This is a genomic window from Sphaerisporangium dianthi, from assembly GCF_042654065.1.
Taxonomy (GTDB): Bacteria; Actinomycetota; Actinomycetes; order Streptosporangiales; family Streptosporangiaceae; genus Sphaerisporangium; species Sphaerisporangium dianthi.
The window spans coordinates 35436-56260 of record NZ_JBHSFP010000037.1 but is presented as its reverse complement, the minus strand read 5'-3'; the positions used below and the strand labels follow the sequence as shown (position 1 = coordinate 56260).

At 71.9% G+C, this 20825-nt stretch carries 20 protein-coding genes; 12 read left to right on the top strand and 8 right to left on the bottom strand.

Features of this window, described 5'->3' with window-relative positions; all coding sequences use genetic code 11:
• Positions 1-39: 39 nt before the first annotated feature.
• From ACFO60_RS34755 to ACFO60_RS34735, 5 genes are all read right to left on the bottom strand, one after another.
• Complete coding sequence (locus ACFO60_RS34755) at positions 40-777, bottom strand: phosphatase PAP2 family protein (protein ID WP_380849516.1); 738 nt, start codon at positions 775-777, stop codon at positions 40-42.
• Positions 761-1585 (bottom strand): phosphatase PAP2 family protein, encoded by an 825-nt coding sequence (locus ACFO60_RS34750; protein ID WP_380849513.1) that lies wholly within the window; start codon positions 1583-1585, stop codon positions 761-763. The genes ACFO60_RS34755 and ACFO60_RS34750 overlap by 17 nt, the downstream gene beginning before the upstream one ends.
• On the bottom strand, positions 1582-2586 hold the full coding sequence (locus ACFO60_RS34745) for a YihY/virulence factor BrkB family protein (protein WP_380849510.1): 1005 nt from the start codon (positions 2584-2586) through the stop codon (positions 1582-1584). Before ACFO60_RS34745 ends, ACFO60_RS34750 begins: the two co-directional genes overlap by 4 nt.
• A gap of 2 nt (positions 2587-2588) precedes the next feature.
• Entirely contained in the window at positions 2589-3461 is an 873-nt protein-coding gene (locus ACFO60_RS34740) for a diacylglycerol/lipid kinase family protein (RefSeq protein WP_380849508.1), read from the bottom strand.
• A 158-nt stretch (positions 3462-3619) separates the two neighbouring features.
• A complete protein-coding gene (locus ACFO60_RS34735) occupies positions 3620-4357 on the bottom strand; it encodes a PP2C family protein-serine/threonine phosphatase (RefSeq protein ID WP_380849505.1) in 738 nt (245 codons plus the stop codon).
• Between the two features lie 126 nt (positions 4358-4483).
• Here ACFO60_RS34735 and ACFO60_RS34730 point away from each other — a divergent pair, with 126 nt between their 5' ends.
• Together ACFO60_RS34730 and ACFO60_RS34725 are read left to right on the top strand one after the other, a co-directional pair.
• Entirely contained in the window at positions 4484-6487 is a 2004-nt protein-coding gene (locus tag ACFO60_RS34730) for an N-6 DNA methylase (protein ID WP_380849502.1), read from the top strand.
• 38 nt (positions 6488-6525) lie between these two features.
• Positions 6526-7419, top strand: a complete 894-nt coding sequence (locus ACFO60_RS34725) for a serine/threonine-protein kinase (RefSeq protein ID WP_380849499.1) — start codon at positions 6526-6528, stop codon at positions 7417-7419.
• 126 nt (positions 7420-7545) lie between these two features.
• Here the strand turns inward: ACFO60_RS34725 and ACFO60_RS34720 are convergent, their stop codons facing one another.
• From ACFO60_RS34720 to ACFO60_RS34710, 3 genes are all read right to left on the bottom strand, one after another.
• Positions 7546-8013, bottom strand: a complete 468-nt coding sequence (locus ACFO60_RS34720) for a MarR family winged helix-turn-helix transcriptional regulator (protein ID WP_380849496.1) — start codon at positions 8011-8013, stop codon at positions 7546-7548.
• A gap of 103 nt (positions 8014-8116) precedes the next feature.
• Positions 8117-9247: a globin domain-containing protein gene (locus ACFO60_RS34715; protein WP_380849493.1), complete on the bottom strand. Its 1131-nt coding sequence runs from the start codon at positions 9245-9247 to the stop codon at positions 8117-8119.
• 4 nt (positions 9248-9251) lie between these two features.
• Positions 9252-9923, bottom strand: coding sequence for a pyridoxamine 5'-phosphate oxidase family protein (locus ACFO60_RS34710; protein ID WP_380849490.1), 672 nt, complete (start codon positions 9921-9923; stop codon positions 9252-9254).
• A gap of 259 nt (positions 9924-10182) precedes the next feature.
• Here ACFO60_RS34710 and ACFO60_RS34705 point away from each other — a divergent pair, with 259 nt between their 5' ends.
• The 10 genes from ACFO60_RS34705 to ACFO60_RS34660 all read left to right on the top strand — a co-directional run bounded on the left by ACFO60_RS34705 (position 10183) and on the right by ACFO60_RS34660 (position 20808).
• Positions 10183-11136 carry an LLM class F420-dependent oxidoreductase gene (locus ACFO60_RS34705; RefSeq protein WP_380849488.1) on the top strand — a complete coding sequence of 318 codons (954 nt, stop codon included), beginning with the start codon at positions 10183-10185 and terminating at the stop codon, positions 11134-11136.
• A 439-nt stretch (positions 11137-11575) separates the two neighbouring features.
• Complete coding sequence (locus ACFO60_RS34700; protein WP_380849485.1) at positions 11576-12142, top strand: carboxymuconolactone decarboxylase family protein; 567 nt, start codon at positions 11576-11578, stop codon at positions 12140-12142.
• Between the two features lie 530 nt (positions 12143-12672).
• The gene (locus ACFO60_RS34695; RefSeq protein WP_380849482.1) at positions 12673-13908 is read left to right on the top strand and encodes a Glu/Leu/Phe/Val dehydrogenase dimerization domain-containing protein; all 1236 of its coding nucleotides are present in this window, start codon (positions 12673-12675) and stop codon (positions 13906-13908) included.
• Positions 13905-15341 carry a class-II fumarase/aspartase family protein gene (locus ACFO60_RS34690; protein ID WP_380849480.1) on the top strand — a complete coding sequence of 479 codons (1437 nt, stop codon included), beginning with the start codon at positions 13905-13907 and terminating at the stop codon, positions 15339-15341. Before ACFO60_RS34695 ends, ACFO60_RS34690 begins: the two co-directional genes overlap by 4 nt.
• A complete protein-coding gene (locus ACFO60_RS34685) occupies positions 15328-15942 on the top strand; it encodes an MPN domain-containing protein (protein WP_380849477.1) in 615 nt (204 codons plus the stop codon). Before ACFO60_RS34690 ends, ACFO60_RS34685 begins: the two co-directional genes overlap by 14 nt.
• Positions 15939-16661, top strand: coding sequence for an FmdE family protein (locus ACFO60_RS34680; protein WP_380849475.1), 723 nt, complete (start codon positions 15939-15941; stop codon positions 16659-16661). Before ACFO60_RS34685 ends, ACFO60_RS34680 begins: the two co-directional genes overlap by 4 nt.
• A gap of 78 nt (positions 16662-16739) precedes the next feature.
• Positions 16740-17849 carry a phenazine biosynthesis protein gene (locus ACFO60_RS34675; RefSeq protein ID WP_380849472.1) on the top strand — a complete coding sequence of 370 codons (1110 nt, stop codon included), beginning with the start codon at positions 16740-16742 and terminating at the stop codon, positions 17847-17849.
• Positions 17849-19231, top strand: coding sequence for an aldehyde dehydrogenase family protein (locus tag ACFO60_RS34670; protein ID WP_380849469.1), 1383 nt, complete (start codon positions 17849-17851; stop codon positions 19229-19231). The genes ACFO60_RS34675 and ACFO60_RS34670 overlap by 1 nt, the downstream gene beginning before the upstream one ends.
• A 90-nt stretch (positions 19232-19321) precedes the next feature.
• Positions 19322-20161: a helix-turn-helix domain-containing protein gene (locus ACFO60_RS34665; protein ID WP_380849466.1), complete on the top strand. Its 840-nt coding sequence runs from the start codon at positions 19322-19324 to the stop codon at positions 20159-20161.
• A 65-nt stretch (positions 20162-20226) separates the two neighbouring features.
• Complete coding sequence (locus tag ACFO60_RS34660) at positions 20227-20808, top strand: dihydrofolate reductase family protein (protein WP_380849463.1); 582 nt, start codon at positions 20227-20229, stop codon at positions 20806-20808.
• Positions 20809-20825 lie beyond the last annotated feature (17 nt).

Sequence of the window (20825 nt, the reverse complement as noted above, 5' to 3'; positions counted from 1 at the left end):
GCCGCCCGGGGTGTCCGGGCGGCCTTGAAAGAGGCGGGTTCAGGAGGAGTGGGGTGCCGGGATGGGGCGGGATGCCTTTCTGCCGGGGAGGAGGGGGGTGCCGAGGATGGCGTGGGCGACGATGGCGAGGCAGATGAAGCCGAGGATCAGGCCCCAGCTCACGTCGGTCAGGTGGTGCATGCCGCGGTACAGGCGCGAGATGCCGACGATCAGCGGGGCCGCCAGGCCGACCGTCCACAACAGGACCTTCAGCACGGTGTGGCGGTGAGCGTGCAGGGTGAGCACCAGGGCCATCCCGCAGTAGAAGCCGACGGCGGCGCTGGTGTGCCCTGAGGGGAAGCTGGAGGTGGGCGGCGCGGGGTCCAGGTGGTGGACGCCCGGCCTCGGGCGCTGGGCGAACACCGTGGCCAGCAGGAAGACGATCGACTGCGACCAGACGGCCAGGATGATGAAGACCGACTCGCGCCAGCGGCTGAAGACGAACCGGAAGACCAGGGCGGCGATCGCGGTCAGGGTCACGATCACCGGCGTGTCCGACAGCATCGACCCGTAGTGCGTGAGCTCGTTGAACAGCGGGGTGCGGTCGGCGGCGAGCCCCTGGTTGACGGCCACCTCGCCGGCGACCTGGCTGTGCAGTGGCCCGACGATCAGCCATCCGACGCCGAGGGTCACGGCCACGAGCGCCGCGATGGGGGCCAGGAGCAGGCGGAGCGTCCACGCGGCGGTCTCCGACCACCGGGTGCCGCGGTTCGCCGTCACTCTAGTGTCGGTGACCATGCGCACTTCCCTTCGTTGAGATGTCTTGCATCGCCTCCGGCTCCACGCCTTCCCGGTGGGGTACCGCCGGACGGCGCCCGATGTCCCGGCGCCAGGCCTCGAACGCGGCGGCGGTCGCCGCGACGACGGCGACGCCGAGCACGAGGCCCGCCGCCACGTCGCTGACCCAGTGGACGCCGAGGGCGACTCGCGTGCAGGCGACGCCGAGCACGATGACCGCGCCTGCGATCCAGGCCGTCACCCGCTGCCGGTGCGTGAGGAGCGGCATCACCAGGAGCAGGACGATGCCGACGCCGAGCGTCGCGTTGAGGGTGTGACCGGAGGGGAACGAGGCGCCGGGGGCCAGGTCCACCGGGTTGGGCAGGTGCGGCCGGGCGCGGGCGACGACCACTTTGAGCGCCAGCCCGAGCAGCCCGCCGACCGTGATCGTGGTGACCGCCCAGGCGGCCAGGCGCGGAGCGCGCTTGTACACCAGCCAGACGGCGGCGGCGCCGACGACGATGCGCCAGGTGCCCGGCCCGAAGACGTCGGTCCACAGCCGCAGGAAGCTCACCCAGCCGGGATGCTCCAGCGCGTAGGAGTGCAGCGTGGCGGCCGTGTCCTCGTCCAGCCGGTGGAGCGGGCCGTAGGAGGTCTCCACCAGGACCAGCAGAAGCGCGAACGGGACCAGGACGAGGAACAGCGCGCCGGAGGCGAGCGTCAGGCGCAGCCCGAGTCTCGCGTCCCTCTCCCTCCGCCTGCGGGCCGAGCCGCCTCCCGCGAACCACCTGCGGGCTCGCGTCTCGCGCCCGCTCGTGAAGATGCTCATGAGGTCGGTTCTCCCCCCTGGTCACCTGCCGTACGTCGTCTCGTCCCCGAGGGACCGGGGTCGGGGACGACCGGGTCGCCGACCCCTCCGCGGCACGCTTCGAGCTGGGCCGCGAAGGACAGCCCGAGGAACAGCGCGATGGAGCTGAGCAGTGACCACAACAGCAGCGCCATCACGGCGGTCAGCGGGCCGTAGGTCTCGCCGAACGAGCCGTTGTTCTCGATGTAGAAGGTGAGCCCCCAGGTGAACACCAGCCACAGGGCCAGCGCGACGACGCCTCCGGCGGCGAGCCACGAGTGGCCGGGCTGCTTGCGGCGCGGCGCGGCTTCGAACAGCACCGACGCCGACAGCAGGGCGAGCAGGAAGCCGACCGGCCAGCGCAGCAGCGTCCAGGCCGTGAGGGCCGTGTCGCTCCAGTGGTACACCTCGGCCAGCGCTCGTCCGATGGCCTTGCCGCCCACCATGGTCGCGAACCCGAGGGTCATGGCGGAGCCGGCGGTGACCGCCATCAGCACCGCTTTGGTGTACTTGCGGCGGAACGGGCTGTCGCGCTCGACGCCGTAGATGCGGTTGGCGCCCCGCTCGACCTGCGCCATGGCGGTGGTCAGGCCGACCAGCGCCGTCACCAGGCCGAACCAGAGCGCGATGGCGCCGCCGTCGCCGGCGTGCTTGCGGCTGACCGCGAGCGCGTCCTTGACCACCTCGGCGCCCGAGCCGGGGATGAACTCGTGGATGGTGAGCTGCACGACCCGCCCGAGCCGCTCCTGGTGCAGCACGCTGCTGAGCCCGACGACGGCGATGGCGCCCGGGATCACCGCCAGGCAGATCTGGAAGGCCAGTGCCCGCGAGTTGCTGAAGCCGTCCCCATATCGGAAACGGATGAAGGAGTCGCGCACCAGGTGCCATCTGCCGTAGTGGCGTAACGTCGCCCAGGCGTCGTCCGCGCTGAGCTCGTCGCCGCTCATGGACCTGGTCTGCGGTACGGCGGTCGCCGTTCCCATCGTCAGTCCTCCGTTCCGTGCGGCGTGCGCAGCAGCAGTGCTCCGGCGCGGGTCTCGATGGACATGGTGGTGCCGTAGCCGAGAGGATCGCCGTCGCATTCGTGCAGGACGGGCGGATCCACCGTGATGACGGCGCGGGCGGCCGTGTGCCGCTCGGCGCGCCGGTCGCGGCGCCGGGAGCGGGTCAGGACGCGGGAGGCCACGCGGATCCAGTCCATCGGGGTGCGCGGAGCTAAGACGAGGATGTCGAGCAGCCCGTCGTCCGGCCGGGCGCCGGGCAGCAGCTCGAGCCCGCCCTGCAGCCGGCCGACGTTGCCGACGAGGACCATGATCGCACGCCTGCGCAGCGGCGGCCGGTCGTCGAGGCTGAGCGTGACGTGGAAGGGCCGGTCGGCGAGGTGCTTGACCGCGCCACCGACGTAGGCGAGCCAGCCGATGCGGTTCTTGGCGACCTCGCTCGTGCTGTCTGCCATGGTGGCGTCCAGGCCGATGCCGGCCATGACGACGAAAGGACGGCCGTCGAGGACGCCGAGGTCGATGGCCCGGGTGTCGCCGCCGACTCCCACGTCGACGGCCTCGGGAATCGTGTCCGGCAGGCCGAGGTTGCGGACCAGGAGGTTGCCGGTGCCCCCGGGCAGGACGGCCAGCGGCACGCCCGTGCCCATGAGGCCCTCGGCGCATCCGCGGACGGTTCCGTCGCCGCCGGAGGCGAAGACGAGGTCGACGCCCTCGCCCAGGGCCTTGCCGGTCACGCCGGCGCCCGCGTCCTCGGCGGTGGTCTCGTACCACAACGGCTCGTCCCAGCCGTGCCGCGCCAGTTCGGCGGTCACTTCGGCACGATGGCGGTCCGGGTCGGCGACCCGGAGTGGATTCATGATCACTGCAGCTCGTGGCACGGCACTGCGTGCTACCCCGATCGCGGCGATTTGAACGGATACCTGGCGTCGCCCGCCGCGTCAGGCCCGATCCCAGTGCCTCGGCGCCGTCTCAGGCCTTCACCGCGACGCGTCCGTCCGATCGATGCGCGTCCGGCTCAGGCGCCGGCGCCGACCTCGCAGACGACGCAGCTGATGTTGTCGGGGCCGCCGCCGTCCTTGGCCAGGACGATCAGCCGGTTGGCCGCCTCGCCGAGATCGTCGAACGAGGTCAGCGTCTCGTGCAGCGCCTGCGGGCCCACGACGCCGCTGAGCCCGTCGGAGCAGATCAGGTAGCGGTCGCCCGGGCGCGCCTCGCGCAGGGACAGGTCGGGCTCGACCGAGCCGCTGCCGCCGAGCGCCCGCATGAGCAGCGACCTGCGCGGATGCGCGGCGGCCTGCTCGGCGGTCATCTGGCCGTCGTCCACGAGCGACTGCACGAGGGTGTGGTCGCGGGTGATCTGGTACAGGCACCCTTCGCGCAGCATGTACGCGCGGGAGTCGCCGATGTGGGCGAGGGCGAAGCGCCCGCCGTCCCACAGCATGGCGGTCAGCGTGGTTCCCATGCCGGTGAGCTTGGGGTCGCGCTCGGCCATGTCCTTCAGCCGCCGGACGGCCTCGGTGATGGCGGCCTCCATGCCCCCGAGCAGATCGCCGCTCGGCGGCTCGCCGTCCAGGACGGACAGTGCGGCGATGACGGTCGCGCTGGCGACCTCGCCATGGCTGTGCCCACCCATGCCGTCGGCGACGGCGAGCAGGCGCGGGCCCGCGTACACCGAGTCCTCGTTCTGCTGCCGGCGCAGACCGACGTCGGTGCGAGCCGCGTAACGCAACGTGAACGACGCGTTGTTTGACATGCCCTCAGTAAATCATTGGTTGAAACACTTCACAAGCACATATTCTGTGGATTGGAGCGGCACGGTGGACTAATCTGGCCCTGGGCCGCCAAGGTACCGGTAGGCGAGCAGGGAGAGGCGACGCTCATGAAACACGACGCCACGTTGAACGCGGGCGACATCGCCCGGCTCGCCGACGTCGGACGGGCGGCGGTGAGCAACTGGCGGCGTCGCTACGACGACTTCCCCCAGCCGGTGGGCGGGACGGCCGCGAGCCCCCTGTTCTCCCTTCCCGAAGTCGAAGATTGGCTGCGCCGTAACGGCAGATCGTACGAGATGTCGCTGGGAGACCGCGCCTGGCAGGGATTACGAGCCTCCGGCGACGACCTGCGCCTGGGCGACCTGGTGGCCTGCGCGGGCGCCTTCCTGCTGTACCTGCGGCGCGACCCCGGCAGCTGGAAGACCGTCACCCGCAGCCACGAGCCCGCCAAGCGGCTGCATCAGGCCGCCGCCGCGGCGACGGCCGACCTGCCCGTGCCCGTCGACTGGAGCCTGATCGACATCCGGCTGTACCGCCTGCTCGCCGACCTCGCGGACGAGCAGGGGCCGCCGGAGGCCTTCGAGCTGCTCTGCGAGCGCTACATCGAGGCCCACTCCCGCCGCCTTTCCGTCACGCGGGCCGACTACGCCGAGCTGATGGCGCGGCTCGCCGTCCCCTCCCCCGGCGATGACGGCGCCGCCGCGTCCGCCGGCGATGACGGCGCGCCGGCGGCCGCGGGCCTGGCCGCCGGCGCTCCCACGAGCGTGTTCGACCCGGCATGCGGCGTCGGCGCGCTGCTGCTCCCGTTCGGCGGGGCCCGCGTGCTCGGCCAAGAGAGCGGCGAGAGCGCGGCGCTGCTCGCGGCCGTGCGGCTCCTGCTGCGCGGCGCCCGCGCGCACCTGGTCGCCGGCGACTCGCTGCGGCACGACGGCTTCTCCGGCCTGCGGGCCGACGTCGTGGTCTGCGACCCGCCGTTCAACGAGCGCGCGTGGGGCTATGAGGAGCTCACCGGCGACCCGCGCTGGGAGTACGGCCTGCCGCCGCGCGGCGAGCCCGAGCTGGCCTGGGTGCAGCACTGCCTGGCGCGGGTGCGCCACGGCGGCCTGGTCGCCATCCTCATGCCGGCCGCGGCGGCGAGCCGGCGTCCCGGCAAGCGCATCCGGGGCAACCTGCTGCGCGGCGGGGCGCTGCGCGCGGTGCTGACGCTCGCCGCCGGCGGCCCCGACCTGTGGCTGCTGCGCCGCCCCGAGCCCGGCGAGCGGCCTCCTTCGCAGGTGCTCATGCTGGACGCCGCCGACGGCCTGGCGGGCGCCGAGGACGCCTGGCGCGCCTTCACCGCCGACCCCGAGGGCGTGCCGCCCGCCCCCGGCCTCGCCGTGCGCATCATCGACCTGCTGGACGACGAGGTGGACCTCAGCCCGGCGCGTCACCGCCCGCTTCCGGGCGAGCAGGACGCCGCCGCGGAGTTCGGCCGGGTGCGCGAGCGCCTCACGGCCGCCGCGGCCGGGCTGGCCGGAACGCTCCCGGACGTCGCGCCGCTCGCCGAGACCCGCGAGATGCCGACGACGACGATCGGCGAGCTGGTCAGGGCGGGCATCGTCACGATCCACCAGGGGCCGCCGAAGATGGCGGTCGACGCGGGCGACCTGCCGGTGCTCACCGTCGCCGACCTGGTCGCCGGCGGGCCGCCCACCGGGCGCACCCCGGCGGGCGCCGGGCACGTCACCCTCGAGCCCGGAGATGTCGTCGCGACGGTCGTGACCGGTGACGGCGCCGCCCGCGTGGTCACGGCGCCGGGAGCCGTGCTGGGGCCCCAGCTCCACCTCTACCGCATCGACCACGAGCGGCTCGATCCCGACTTCCTGGCCGGTTACCTGCGCTACGCCGGCGCCTCGGGAGCCACGCGCTCGTATTCCGGCGCGAGCCGGGTCGACGCGCGCCGGGTGCGCGTCCCGCGGCTGTCCCTCGCCGAGCAGCGCGAGTACGGCAAGGCGTTCCGCGAGCTGCTGGCCCTTTCCGACCATCTGCGCGCGACGGCCGCCCTTGGCGACAGGCTCGTCCGGCTAGGCTTTGACGGTCTGATCGGCGGTCATCTGCGACCTGGCCGCTGAAGGTGTATTTTTCCCCGATAGATCATCAGGAGGGGCGAATGGTCATCGGCGACCGGTACGTGCTCGACGACCTGCCTCTCGGCCAGGGCGGCATGGGCGCCGTCTACGGCGGCCACGACAGGCGCCTCGACCGCAAGGTCGCCGTGAAGTTCCTGCGCTTCCCCGGCGGGCACGACGAAGAGCTGGAGCAGCGCTTCATGCGCGAGGCGCGCATCTTGGCCCGGCTGGAGCACGCGGGCGCGCCGATCCTGTACGACTTCGGCGCCTACGAGCGCCGCCTGTTCCAGGTCATGCAGTTCATCGACGGCGTCACCGTCGCCGACCTGGTGAGCGAGCACGGGCCGCTGCCGGTCCCCTGGGCCGCCGCCATCGCCGCCCAGGCGTGCGCCGTGCTGTCGGCCGCCCACGCCCTGTCCATCTGCCATCGCGATCTCAAGCCGACCAACCTGATGCTGTGCCCTGACGGCAGCGTGAAGGTGCTGGACTTCGGCCTGGCGATGCTGCGCGAGGCCGACGTCGCGCAGTTCACCCGCATCGGCCAGCTCCTCGGCACCCCGGCGTACATGTCGCCCGAGCAGATCCAGAGCGGGGTGGCGAGCCCGCGCAGCGACCTGTACTCCCTCGGCTGCGTCCTGCACGAGATGCTCACCGGCCGTCAGCTGTTCGCCGGCCCGACCGAGTACGCCGTGTTCGAGAAGCAGGTGAACGAGCGGCCGCCCGGCGTCCCCGGCGTGCCGGGCGAACTGGACCGGCTGATCGCCGAGCTGCTGGAGAAGCGGCCCGAGGACCGCCCGGCCGACGCCAACGCGCTGTACGACCGCCTGCAGCCCTTCGCGGTGGACCTTCCCATGCTGCCGGGTTTCCTGACCCCGCCGTCGGTCCCGAGCCCGGGGCGCATGTACGCCCGCGTCGTCGGCCGCGTGCTCCCCTGAACGGGCGGCCGGCAGCCCCTCGCCTGGGGCCGGGCAGGACGAGCCGACGCCGGCGGGCCGGATTCCGTCGCCCGGGCAGGACGGGCGGGGATGGGGATGGGGACGGGGACGGGGGCAGGCCGGAGGTCAGATGCCGTCGGTCGCGTTCAGGTTGGTCAGAACGGCCCCGAAGATGTCGTGCAGCTGGCGCGTCTGCTCGGGGGTGAGCAGGTCGAAGAGCACGCGCCGCACCTGCTCGACGTGACCGGGGGCGGCCTCGGCGATGGCGGCGAACCCCTCGTCGGTCAGCGTGGCGATGGTCGTGCGCGCGTCGCCCGGGCGCTTGCGGCGGAACACCCAGCCCTGCGCCTCAAGCTTGGCGACGGCGTGCGAGAGCCGGCTGGCCGACGAGCGCACCAGCCGGGCCAGCTCGGTCATGGTCAGCGAGCGGCCGGGCGCCTCGGAGAGCATGGCGAGGATCACGTAGTAGGCGTGCGGCATGCCGGCCTCGCGCTGCAACTGCCGGTCGAGCGACTCGTTCAGCAGCCGGGAGGCCCAGATGTAGGTGCGCCACGCCTTCTGCTCGTCGTCGTCGAGCCACCGCGTATCGCTCACGCCGCCAGTCTATTTTCCTTGAAACCTCAAATAGATGCGGCGGCCCGCTCACCACGGCACCGCCACCACGGCCCTGCCGCCGGCGACTCCATGGACGGCGTGCTCAGGAGTACACCAGGGTGGGCGCCCCCGGGGTGTACTCGGTGTGGATGTGGTGCGCGGGCACCCCGGTGTGCAGCAGGCGCGCGGCCGTCACCCGCACCATGTCGGGCGAGCCGCAGACGAACACGTCGCCGTCCAGCGAGACGCGGTGGTTGAGCAGGGCGTCCACGGCGTTCTCCCGCCGCCACCCGTCGATCTCGTCGGACACCGCCTGCACCACGCGCAGGCGCCGGTGATGGGTGCGCAGGTCACGAAGGTCTCGCACGTCGTAGGCGTCGCCGTGGTGGCGGACGCCGTGGAACAGGTCGATGCTCGGCCGCTCGGGCAGCCACATCGACTCCTCGATGAGCGCCTTGAGCGGCGCCAGGCCCGTGCCTCCCGCGATGAAGATCAGGTGCGGGGTGCCGGCCCGTTCGAGGAGCAGCGAGCCGCGCGGCGGGCCGAGCAGCAGCGTGTCGCCGACGCGGGTGTGGTGGGCGAGCGCGGTGCTGACCCAGCCGCCCGGCACCACCCGCACGTGGAAGGTCAGCCGGTTGTCCCTGCGCGGGGCGTTGGCGACGGAGTACGGACGCCAGACCTTGGGCCAGTGGGACGTCTGCACGGTGGCGTACTGGCCGGCCTTGAACGCGTACGGCTGCGTGGGCTCGACCGTGATCACGGCGATCTCGCGCGTGCGCATCTCGTGCCCGACGACGACGCCGTTCCACAGCGGCGGGACGTAGGCGGACTCCTGCTCGGCGGCCCTGATCATCACGTCCGCGATGAACTGGTAGGCGTCGATCCACGCCGCGTCGTACTCAGCCCGCCAGGCGCCGCCCGCGTTGGCCCGCATGGCGATGACCAGGCAGCGGCCGACGGCCGGGTAGTGCTCGGGCAGCACCCCGTACTTGCGGTGGTCGCGGGCGAGCTGCCCGAGGTAGTCCACCACCCCGTCGGCGTCCTCCAGGCTCAGCACGACGCGGGTGAGCGCCTGGAGCAGCCGGTCGCGCTGAACGTCCATGGCGGGCGGGAACATCTCGCGGATGTGGGGGTGGTCGGCGAACAGCTTGGCGTAGAAGTGCACGGTGACCCTGTCGGCCACCGGTTCGACCAGAGCCCAGCTCTTGCGGATCAGTCCGATGTCGATGCTCATGGTGTCACTCAGCCGACCGGCCTGCTCCTTCTCGCTCCGTCCCCAGGGACCGCATGCGGGCGACGCCGAAGTAGTCGTCGCCGGCGGGCCTGCGGGACTCGCCGTCGCCCGCCCCGCGGTCGTGCCGGGCGAGCAGGGGGATGTGCTTGGAGCAGTGGATGTAGGCCTCCTCGACGTCGACCACGACCCATCGGTCGGCGCGGCGGCCGGGCGCGGTCTGGTCTTCGCCGACCAGCCCGTGGCGGCGGGCCGCGTCGTAGGCCGTCGTGATGGTGGCCGAGCCGTTGACGTGCAACCCCACCCGGTCTTCGAAGAAGTCGATGAAGAGCATGCTGATGTGGGGGTTCTCCATGATGTTGCCCATGCTCGCGAGCACGCCGTTGCCGCGGAACTCCGGGTAGATCAGCCGCGTCGGCTCGAGCACGCGGACGAACCCGGGCGGCCCGGCGCGGAAGGAGGTGTCGCAGTTGCCTCGCGCGTCGGAGGTGCCGATGAAGGCCATCTCCTGACGGGCCACGAACTCGCGCATGTCAGGGGTCAGATGGTCGACCACCTGCCGGTTGTAGAAGCGGAGCGCTCGCCGGCGGGTGGAGAACAGGCCCTGCAGAACGTGCTCGCCTCTCGACCCGGGGAGATGCTCGTCCCCCAGGCCGTCATACGGCCCGTGTTCGCCCATCAACGCTCCCATCCACCGCCCCGACTACCGACACCTCGCGCTTGCCCTTGACTGAGTCACAGAAACCTCGTGGACAACTCTTGTCACATTAGCGGCCATAACCAGCCATGGCGACGAGCGCCCGAAATATTCTTGACTTTTCCTGTCATATGAGCCGGGCTCGCACCTCGCGTCGCAACCGCCCCTGCCGTGCCCCGTTTGGCCGCCGATCCACGGGTAGGGCTGGATGTGACCTTCGAGAAGACGCGGGGAGGCGATGATGACCACTTTCGGATACTTCCTGTCCAGCGAGGAGCACGGCCCAAGAGACCTCGTGCGCCAGGCCGAGCTGGCCGAACGGGCCGGGTTCGAGAATCTGTGGATCTCCGACCACTACCATCCGTGGCTGGACGAGCAGGGGCAGAGCCCGTTCGTGTGGTCGGTGATCGGTGCCATCGCCCAGGCCACCTCGCTGCCCGTCACCACCGCCGTGACCTGCCCGCTCGTCCGCATCCACCCGGCGGTCATCGCCCAGGCGGCCGCCACCAGCGCGGTGATCGGCCAGGGGCGGTTCCGGCTCGGCGTCGGCACCGGCGAGGCGCTCAACGAGCACATCATCGACACCCGCTGGCCCCCGGCGGCCGAGCGGCTGGAGATGCTCGAAGAGGCGGTCGAGGTGATGCGCAAGCTGTGGACCGGCGAGCTGGTCACCCACCAGGGCAAGCACTACAAGGTCGACACGGCCCGTCTGTACACCCTGCCGGAGCGGCCGCCGCCGGTCTACATCTCCGGATTCGGCGACAAGTCGGTCGAGCTGGCCGGGCGCATCGGCGACGGCTACATCTGCACCGGGCCGAACGCCGAGTTCGTCCAGAAGTTCCACGCCGCCGGCGGCGAGGGCAAGCCCGTCCAGGGCGGCCTGAAGGTCTGCTACGCCGAGGACGCCGCGCAGGCCCGCAAGACCGTGCATCGCCTGTGGCCGACGCAGGGCATCAAGGGCGAGGCGTCCCAGCTCCTGCCGCTGCCCCGCCATTTCGAGCAGCTCGCCGAGATGGTGACCGAGCAGGACGCGACCGCCGCGACCCCTTGCGGCCCCGATCCCGAGGCGCACGTGGAGGCGATCAAGCAGTACGTCGACGCGGGCTTCGACGAGATCTACATCAGCCAGATCGGCCACGACCAGGAGGCGTTCTTCGACTTCTACGCCAAGGAGGTCCTCCCCCGGCTCCGCTGACCGCCTCGCGGCCCGGCCGGCGACCGCCCTCCCGGCGGCCGCCGGCCTCGGCGCATCCGCTCCATCGCGACGAACCCCTGGAAACGCGGGACTTGCGTTTAAACGCCGACAGAGGGGAAGACCGCACCTCACGCACAGGTCAGCGTGAGATGCCCGGGTCCGCCCGGCGAGGAAGGTGACGACGATGACACAGCGCGAGCCGGCCGCCCACGAGGGCGACAACAGCGTCCACGACGACGGCATGACCGCCCTGTGGTCCCGCATCGGCTGGGAGTGACCGGCGGGCGAGCGGGATAGCCGCCCGATCTCGGTGCGCGGCGCTCACCATTGCGTCATCGGTTAACCAGGTTTACTATCTGGACAACCGAGTTGACGTTTTGGCGTCGCCGGGCGCGGACTCTCCGTGCCTTCGGCCGCTCGCGCAGAGAGAAGGCCACCGTTGTCTCCCCAGCTCTTCCCCGACCTCACCCCTGAGACCGCGCCATCCGCGGCCCGCGCCACCATCGAGGGCGTGCACGACAAGTTCGGCCACGTCCCGACCCCCGTCGCGCGCATGGCCGCCTCGCCGGAACTGCTCCAGGGCTTCCTGACCGCGAACACGGTCTTCGAGCGGACCACCCTCCCCCCGCTCGACCGTGAGGTCGTCGTCATGACGATCGCCACCCGGATCGGCTGCCGCGTCACCGTCGCCATGCACACCGCCGTACTGACGCGGCTGGGGGCGTCGCCGGAGCTCGTCCAGGCCCTGCGCGCGCGGGCGACGGTCCTGCCCGACCCGCGCCTCTCGGCCCTGCGGCGCTACACCCTCGCGGTCATGGATCACCGCGGCGCCGTTCCCGAGGACGACACGCGGGCGTTCCTCGACGCCGGCCACACCCCGCGCAACGCCCTGGAGGTCGTCCTCGGCGTCGGCGTCTACACCATCTCGACCTACGCCAACCGGCTGACCGGCGCGCCGGTCGACCCGCCGTTCCAGGCCCACGCCTGGGAAGACGGCGCCGCCTGAGCCGCCGCGCCGCCGCGCCGTAAATGCCACACTTTCGCAGCTGCGACTATTTCCTGATTATGGGTAATATGGCGCGCGGTGGGGGCTTCAACCGGCGGCGATAGCGATGCCGCCACGCATTCCGGACGAGCCGGCCAGAGCCACTTCTGGGAGATCGGCGTACAAGTGCGGGTAATCAGCACTTGCACACTCTGCCAAAGATCGACGATATCCAGCGGTGCGGAGAACGCGGGGCGGAGCAGGCCGTATGCCCGCCCCGCCCGCCGCGGCACGCACCGCGATCGGCATCGCCGCCATGCCCCGGCCCAGGTGGGAGCGGGGCGCGGGGCATCGCGGGCGGCCGCCCTGCGCCCCCCGCCCGGCCTGCGGCGAACGCCGGACCCCACCGCCGGCCGCCTCGGGTAATCCGCGGGCGGCGGCCCCCCCGTGCAACTGAATACGGCGTTCGTTGACGATCGATATGGCTGATGTGCACCATCACGAACACTCACAGATTCGCCCCGATCTGGAGATCCCTGGGGGGGTCGCACATGCCACGTGTCATCGAATACCTCGATCCGGTAGAAGGCTGTCCCGGCTATTTGGTATATGACCGGGAAGATTGTCGTCTGGCCGCCGGCGGGTTCCGCGTCCAGCCGGGACTGAAGGTCCAGACCCTCATCGACCTGGCCGAGCGCATGACGCTCAAGCAGCGCGTGCTCGGCATCAACGTCGACGGCGCCAAGTCCGGTCTCGCCTTCGACCCCATGGCCGCCGGCAGCGAAGAGGTGATCTCCCGCTTCCTGTCGTTCGTGTCCGGCGAGCTGAACACCCGTTACAGCATGGGCTGCGACATGGGCACCCGCTTCGAGGACCTCGAGCGCCTCGCCGCCGGTGTCGGGCTGCGGTCGGTGAAGTACGCGGTCAAGAACGCCCAGGGTTTCTCCGACGAGGAGTACTTCGCCCGGATGCGCCTGCTGGACGCCTCCGTCGGCCGGCGCACCGTGGGGCAGCGGCGCGCGGGGCACGTGGTGGCCCACTCGGCCCTCGCCGCCGCCGACAGCGCCGGCTACCTCGCGACCGGCCTGCACGTCGCCATCCAGGGCTTCGGCAACCTCGGCCGGGCCGCCGCCGAGTCCCTCGTCGCCGAGGGCGCCTCGATCGTCGCGGTCGCCGACGCGTACGGCTGCGCGGTGCACCCTCGCGGCCTGGACATCACCTCCATGCTGGACCACGACCAGTCGCGGCCGGTGTCGGAGCAGACCTCCCGGCTGGCGTGGCTGCCCGGCAAGACGCTGTTCGACCTGCCGGTGGACGTGCTGATCCTCGCCGCCGTCGAGGACGCCATCACCGTCGAACAGGCCGAGGCGCTGCAGGCGCCGGTCGTGGTCGTCGGCGCCAACTGCGGGCTCAGCGAGGCGGCGGAGCAGGTCCTCGACGCGCGCGGCGTGCTCGTGGTGCCCGACTTCATCGGCGGCATCGGCGGGTCGGCCTCCATGGAGACGCTGTTCGGCCCCGCGACGCTCCCCGAGCCGCACGAGGTCCTGGAGAACGTCGCATTCCTCACACGCGAACTGGTGATCGACGTCATCGCCGGCTCACGCACACGCGGCAAGTCCCCGCGTCAGGTCGCGCTCGACATCGCGGCGAACGCCCCCGTCCACCCCGACCAGCCCCCGTACGGACACAGCCCCTACGCCCGCGCGAGCCGGCGTCCGAAGGGCAACCGGGTCGCGACCTCTGCGTCCCACCGCAGCGGCCTCATCGCCTCAGGAGAGAACCTATGAGCACCGAGCAACCGTGTCGCCACGAGCGCAGCCACATCGTCGACTCCGCCTTCTACGGCCACCGCTACAGCACCGCCGCCAGCCGCCGCATCTTCTGCGACCGCTGCCGCTTCCAGCGCTGGCTGGACGTGGAGGCCGCGCTCGCGCTGGAGCAGGCCGCCCTCGGCATCATCCCGGCCGACGCCGCCCGGAAGATCGCGGAGGCGGCGAAGGTCGAGCGGCTCGACCTCGGCGCCGTGCGCGCCGAGATCCGGCGCACCAGCCACTCGCTGGTCGGCCTGCTGCGGGTCTTCCAGGCCTCGGTCCCCGACGGCGCCGGCGAGTTCGTCCACTACGGCGCGACCACCCAGGACATCCAGGACACCGCCCAGTCGCTGGAGATGCGCGACGTCGTGGACGCGATGGAGCACGAGTTGCTCGCGATCGTCACCCGGCTGGCCGACCTGGCCGAGACGCACGCCGAGACGGTGGCGCTCGGCCGCACGCACGCCCAGCCGGCCCTGCCCATCGGCTTCGGCCTGAAGATCGCCGGCTGGATGGACGAGATCCTGCGCAGCGGCGACCGGCTGCGCGCCCTGCGCCCGCGTGTTCTGACCGCCGAGCTGTTCGGCGGGGTCGGCACGATGGCCGGCTTCGGCGACCAGGCGATCGACCTGCTGCGCGGCTTCTCCACCCGCCTCGGGCTCAGCGCCGCGCCACTCGCCTGGCACGTCGCCCGCGACCGCATCGCCGAGTTCGTGTCCACCCTGGCGATCGTCGCCGGGACGATGGGCCGCATCGCCGACGAGGTCCGCCTCCTTGCGCGCCCGGAGTTCGGCGAGGTGGAGGAGGAGTGGCGGCTCGGCCGTGTCGGCAGCAGCACGATGCCGCACAAGCGCAACCCCGAGGCCTGCGAGCAGACCGTGATGCTGGCCCGCCTGTCCGCCGGCACGGTCGGCGTGGCGCTGGCCGCGATGAGCGGCGACCACGAGCGCGACTCCCGGTCGCTGCGCCTCGAGTGGGCGTGCGTGCCGGAGGTGTCGCACTACACGCTCGCGGCCTGTGACATCACCCGTCTCATCGTCGATGGCCTGAAGGTCCACCCCGACCGGCTGCTGGAGAACACCAAGGTCGTCGCCGGGCAGATCGTCACCGAGCGGCTCATGCTCGCGCTCGGCAAGCACATCGGCAAGCAGACCGCCCACGAGCACGTGTACGAGCTCAGCCAGGAGTCGCGCAGCAGCGGCACGCCGCTGGAGGACCTGATCCGCCAGAACGGCGTGGCTCAGCACCTCAGCGAGGAGGAGCTGACCGGCATCTTCGACGTGTCCTCCTACCTCGGCCACTCCGCCGAGCTCACCATGTACACCGTCGCACAGGCTCGCGCGTGGGCGGCGGAGACCAGGCGCCTTTTGGGCAAACCGGTGAAGGAGACCGCTCTTGCCCACCACTGAGGTCCGGGCCACGCTGGCCGACGTCCGCGAGATCACGCTGCCGCGCCCGCTGTTCGCCGGCATCGCCGGGCACGTCGTCCGCAAGCTCACCGGGCACTACATCGACGGAGAGGTGGCCGAGCGCAAGGCGTTCGGCCTCCTGCTCGGCCGCCAGGCGGGGACCACCCTGCACGTGGCGGCCGTGCTGCCGCTCCTGGCCAACATGCGCCGTGACCCCGACATCGCCGACGACATGGACGAACTGGTCGACCAGTACGCCATCCCCTCGGAGACGCCGAACGACCAGCGGGGATGGATCGCCCACCCCCGTGAGCTGATGGACGCCGAGGACTTCTGCGACGAGCACGGTCTCGCGGTGGTCGGCAACTACCACACCCACCGCGTCCCGTGGCCGCAGGACCCCCGCCGCGACACCTGCACCCGCCTGGACCGGCTGCTCGCCGAGGAGTCCGGCCAGTGGGTGTTCATCGTCTCGGCCACCGACCTGCACCAGATCACGGTGCGCGCCTTCTACGAGGGACAGAACGACCGCGAGGCGGACGTCCGGCTGCTGCCGGCCGCCCCCCACGCCATCGCCATCGACAGGAAGAGCCATCGATGACATATATAGAGGACTACGCGCAGGTCACCGCCTTCCACGGCCACAAGTGCCCGGGGTCGGCAGTCGGCCTGCGCATCGCGCACGTGGCCATCTCCCACCTCGGCCGGCACGGCGCCGACAACGAGATAGTCACGGTCGGCGAGACCGACGCGTGCGCCGTCGACTCCGTCCAGGTGCTCACCGGATGCACCGTCGGCAACCGCCACATGATCCTGCAGGACAACGGCAAGGTCGCCTTCACCTTCTGGCGCGTCTCCGACGGCGCGGGGCTGCGGGTCACCGCCAAGCCCGGCAGCGAGGCGTTCCGCGGCGACGAGGCCTGGACGCTGGCCCACAAGGTCGAGGGCGGCACGGCGACCGACGAAGAGCGCGCCCGCTTCGCCCAGGGGCAGGCCGGGCGCGTCCAGAGGATCCTCGCCGCCCCGGTGGACGAGATCCTGCTGATCGAGCCGGTCGCCGACGACGCGCCGACGGCCAAGAAGTCGCAGCCGCACGCTCCGTGCGACGGCTGCGACGAGCCGACCAGCACCGCCCTGCTGCACGACCACAGGGGCCGGATGCTGTGCCCGCCCTGCCACCTCGCCGCGCACGGCGGGGTGCTGCCGCCCGACCACGCGGGCCACGGACACGGGCACGGGCATGGGCACGGCCACGGGCCGAGCCACCAGGACCAGCACGCGCAGAACCACCACGGCCATGGCCACCTCCAGCACAACTGACCCTCGCCGGCGGCCCGCCCCGGCCCGCGGCCCGCGCCGGGCCGCGGGCCCCGCCCGCGTTTTGAGAAAGGGAGTTTCATGTCCGATGACTTCGCCGCCGTCTTCGAGGCGCCCGTAGACCAGGCACCGGACCTCGACGAGCTGGTCGTGGCGACGATGACGTGGCACTTCTCGCCCTCGACCGGCAGCCGGTTCTGGATCGAGCAGGCCGCCTCGTTCGGCTTCGACCCCCTGTCGGACGTCAAGACCTACGACGACCTCCAGCGGCTCTTCGCCGACGTGAAGATCGACTGGAGCACGATCCCCGCGCACACCCTCGTCCCGCGCGGCAGCCTCGGCCGGCCGGGTCGCTTCGGCGTGTACGAGTCGGGCGGCACCACGGGCGCGCCGAAGCGCATCGTCGACGCCACCTCCCGCAGGCGCAACATCGAGTACCAGAGCCTGTTCCTCGACGAGCAGGGCTTCCCGACCGGCGGGCAGCAGGCGGGATGGCTGCACATCGGGCCGACCGGCCCGCACGTCATGGCCAAGAACATCGGCAACCTGACCGAGGTGCGGGGCTTTCTGGCCTACTTCGTCGACCTGGACCCGCGCTGGGTCAAGCGGTGCATCGCCACCGGCCGCGAGGACGAGTCGAACCGCTACATCGACCACATCCTCGACCAGGTCAGGGACGTGCTGCTGTCGCAGGACATCCAGGCCGTCTCCAGCACCCCGCGCATCCTGGAGAGGATCGTCGCCCGGCCCGACGTGTACGAGCCGCTGCGCGAGAAGGTGCGCGGCATCATCTGGGGCGGCACCAGCATCGACGCGGAGACGCTGAGCCTGCTGGAGAACGAGGCGTTCCCCGGGGCGAGGCTCGCCGGCGCGTACGGCAACACCATGATGGGCATGGCCCCGCAGCGCACCCGCGTCGAGGGCGACCCGTCGCCGTGCGTCTTCCGCCCCTTCTACCCGTACACGATCGTGGACGTCGTCGACCCCGTCGACCTCACCACCCGGGTGCCGGTCGACGAGCGCGGCGTCGTCAAGATCACCGCGCTGACCCGCGACCTGTTCATGCCGCCCACCGTCGAGCGCGACATGGTCACGCTGCGCGCGCCGCTGGACGGTCACCTCGGCGTCGAGGTCTCCGACGTGCGTCCGAACGAGACCGCCAAGGAGACCATCATCGAGGGGGTCTACTGATGTCCGTGGCCACGGCGTACAAGGTCCCGCTCATCCGGGCGGGCGTCACGGCCAAGTCGGCCGAGACGGTGCTGCTGCGCGGCGTCGACGGCACGCCCCTGGCCGACGTGGACATGGCGCCGCCGCTGGCCGCCACGCTGACGGTCGCGGAGCTTCGGCGCCGCCCGCTCGGCGAGGCGCCCCCGGCCGAGACCTTCAAGCGCATGGGCGAGCTGTTCGGCACGGCCACGCTCAACGGGCTGACGCCCGCCGACTACTGCGAGATGCAGTCCCGCAGCGCGGGCGTGCCGATCTCCGTGGCGCGGCGTTCGATCGTGGACATGGCCGAGACCTGCGCGAACGCGCCGCTGCGCGTGGCCGCCGAGCGTCCGGCCGGCGCCGCGGTGCACGTCGGGCCCGGGGAGATCAAGGCCGTCTGGCTGCGGCGCGGCGACAACCTGTCGGTGATCGCGCCGAGCAACAACCCCGGCACCCACACCCAGTGGGTGCACGCGCTCGCCTACGGCTACCAGCTGCTCGTGCGCCCCGGCACCAGGGACCCGTTCACCCCGTCGCGGCTGATCGCCGCGGCGCTGGAGGCCGGCATGGAGCCCTCGCGCCTGTCGCTGCTGCCCGGCGGGCACGCCACGGCGGACGCGCTGGTCAAGGCCGCCGACCTCAGCCTGGTGTTCGGCGGCGACGCCGCCATCCGGCGCTACGCCGACAACCCCGGCCTGGTGCCGCGCGGCCCGGGCAGGTCCAAGGTGCTGCACACCGGCGCGATCACCGACGAGGCGCTGGACGTCATCTGCGACTCGGTGGCCTACGACGCCGGGTTGCGGTGCACGAACACCAGCGCGGTGTTCACCGACGCCGACCCGGCGGAGCTCGGCCGGGCGCTGGCCCAGCGGCTCGGCGCGCTGGTCGCGGCCCCGCCGCAGACGGACGAGGCGCAGCTGCCGGTCATGCCGATCGAGCAGGCGCGGGCGATGCGCGCGCACCTGGCGTCCCGGCTGGCCGGCGCGGTGGAGGCCACCGCGCCGCTCTACCAGGACGGCGGGGTCGCCGACCTCGGTGACGGCTCGGCGGCGCTGCGCCCCGCCGTGCTGGTGTGCGACCGGCCCGACCACCCGGGCGGCGGCATCGAGCTGCCGTTCGCGTGCGTGTGGGTGCTTCCGTGGAACCGGCGCGACCCCATCACGCCGCTGAAGGACACGCTGGCCCTGTCCATCGTGAGCGACGACGAGGAGCTCGCCACCCTCGCCCTGCGGGAGCCGTCGATCCGCAAGGTGGTCTTCGGCGGCCTGCCGACCCACGCGGCCGGCCCGACCAGCCCGCACGACGGCTACCTCAGCGGCGACCTCATGGAAGTCCGCGCCTACGGAATCGCCGCCCGCCCCTGACAGCGCGCACCGCCCGGCGAACGACAAGGGCCCGCGGCCTCCACGGCCGCGGGCCCGCGACGCCGGCGGGGCGTCGGCGATACTGTGGGCGTGGAGTACGTGTCCAGAGTGCCGCGACCGCCGCTGGACGGGCTGATCGACGACCTTTACTACCTGGAGGGTGCGCCGCCGTACGCCCGGCTGACGCTGCCGCCGATGCCGGCGGCGTTGCTCATCGTCAACCTCGGGGCGCCGTTCCGCATCCGCGCCGGCACCGACATCGAGACGGCGCAGTACGCCGACGGCTGCGTGGTCACCATGCCCACCCGCGCCTTCGAGTTCGGCTATCCGCCGGGGACCCGGTCGGTCGGCGTGCACTTCAAGCCGTGGGGGCCGGCGCCGTTCCTGCCGATGCCCGCTGCCGAGCTGTGTGACCGGCCGGTGACGGTGGAGCAGGTTTGGGGCCGGCCCGCCGTCGCCGAGCTGCGGGACCGGCTGGCCACGGCGGACGGGCCGCACGAGATGCTGACGCTGCTCGAGGAGGAGCTGATGCGACGGCTGTGCGAGACCGCCGGCCTGGGGCTGGTGCGCCATACGAGCGGCGTCATCGCGGCGGCCGGCGGGGCGGTGGCGATCGGCGGTCTGAGCGTGGCAGCCGGTGTCAGCAGCACTCATCTGGCACAGCGGTTCAAGGAGCTCATCGGCGTCACGCCGAAGCGGCTGGCCCGCACCTATCGCTTCGCCGCCACCGTGTTCGCGATCGACCCCGCCGGACCGATCGACTGGGGCGACCTCGCCGGTGGCGCAGGCTACTTCGACCAGGCCCACTTCGGCCACGAGTTCCGGGCGTTCACCGGCCTCACGCCGACCCGGTACGTCGAGGTCCGGCGGCGGTTCCTGCGCGAGCATCCCGGCCACGTTATGGACGGCTGGCCGCTGCCGGCCGATTGATTTCGTACAAGAGCGACAGCTCACGACACGCTAATTTGGGGCACCCCGAAGCAGAGGAGGGCCCCGTGGGCAAGGTGGTCATGTACAGCTCGGTGTCGGTGGACGGCTTCGTCGCGGACGAGAATGACCGGCCCGGACCGCTGTTCGACTGGTTGTCCAGCGGTGACGTCCCGTTGGACGACAGCGGCGAGCTGAAGGTGTCGCAGACGTCCTACGACTACACCCGGCCGTACTGGGACCAGATCGGAGTCACGATCGTCGGCCGCCACGTCTTCGACCTGACGGACGGCTGGGACGGGAAGCCGCCGGGCGGCATCGACCACGTGGTCGTCGTGACGCACCGGCCGGAACCCGAGGGCTGGGCCCCCGAGGCGCCGTTTCACTTCGTCGACGGCGTCGAGGCGGCCGTGGCCAAGGCGCAGGAGCTTGCGGGTGACCGCATGGTCGAGGTCGCCGCCGGCGACGTCGGCGGCCAGGTGCTCGCCGCGGGCCTGATCGACGAGGTGCGCATGGACGTGGTACCCGTCGTGTTCGGGTCCGGCAAGCGCTACTTCGGGTCGGTCCACGCGCAGCACCTGTTGGAGGATCCCGACGTGGTGATTCAGGGAAAGCGGGTGCTTCACCTGCGCTATCGGGTGCGCCGTTGAAGGCCGGACCGCCCCGG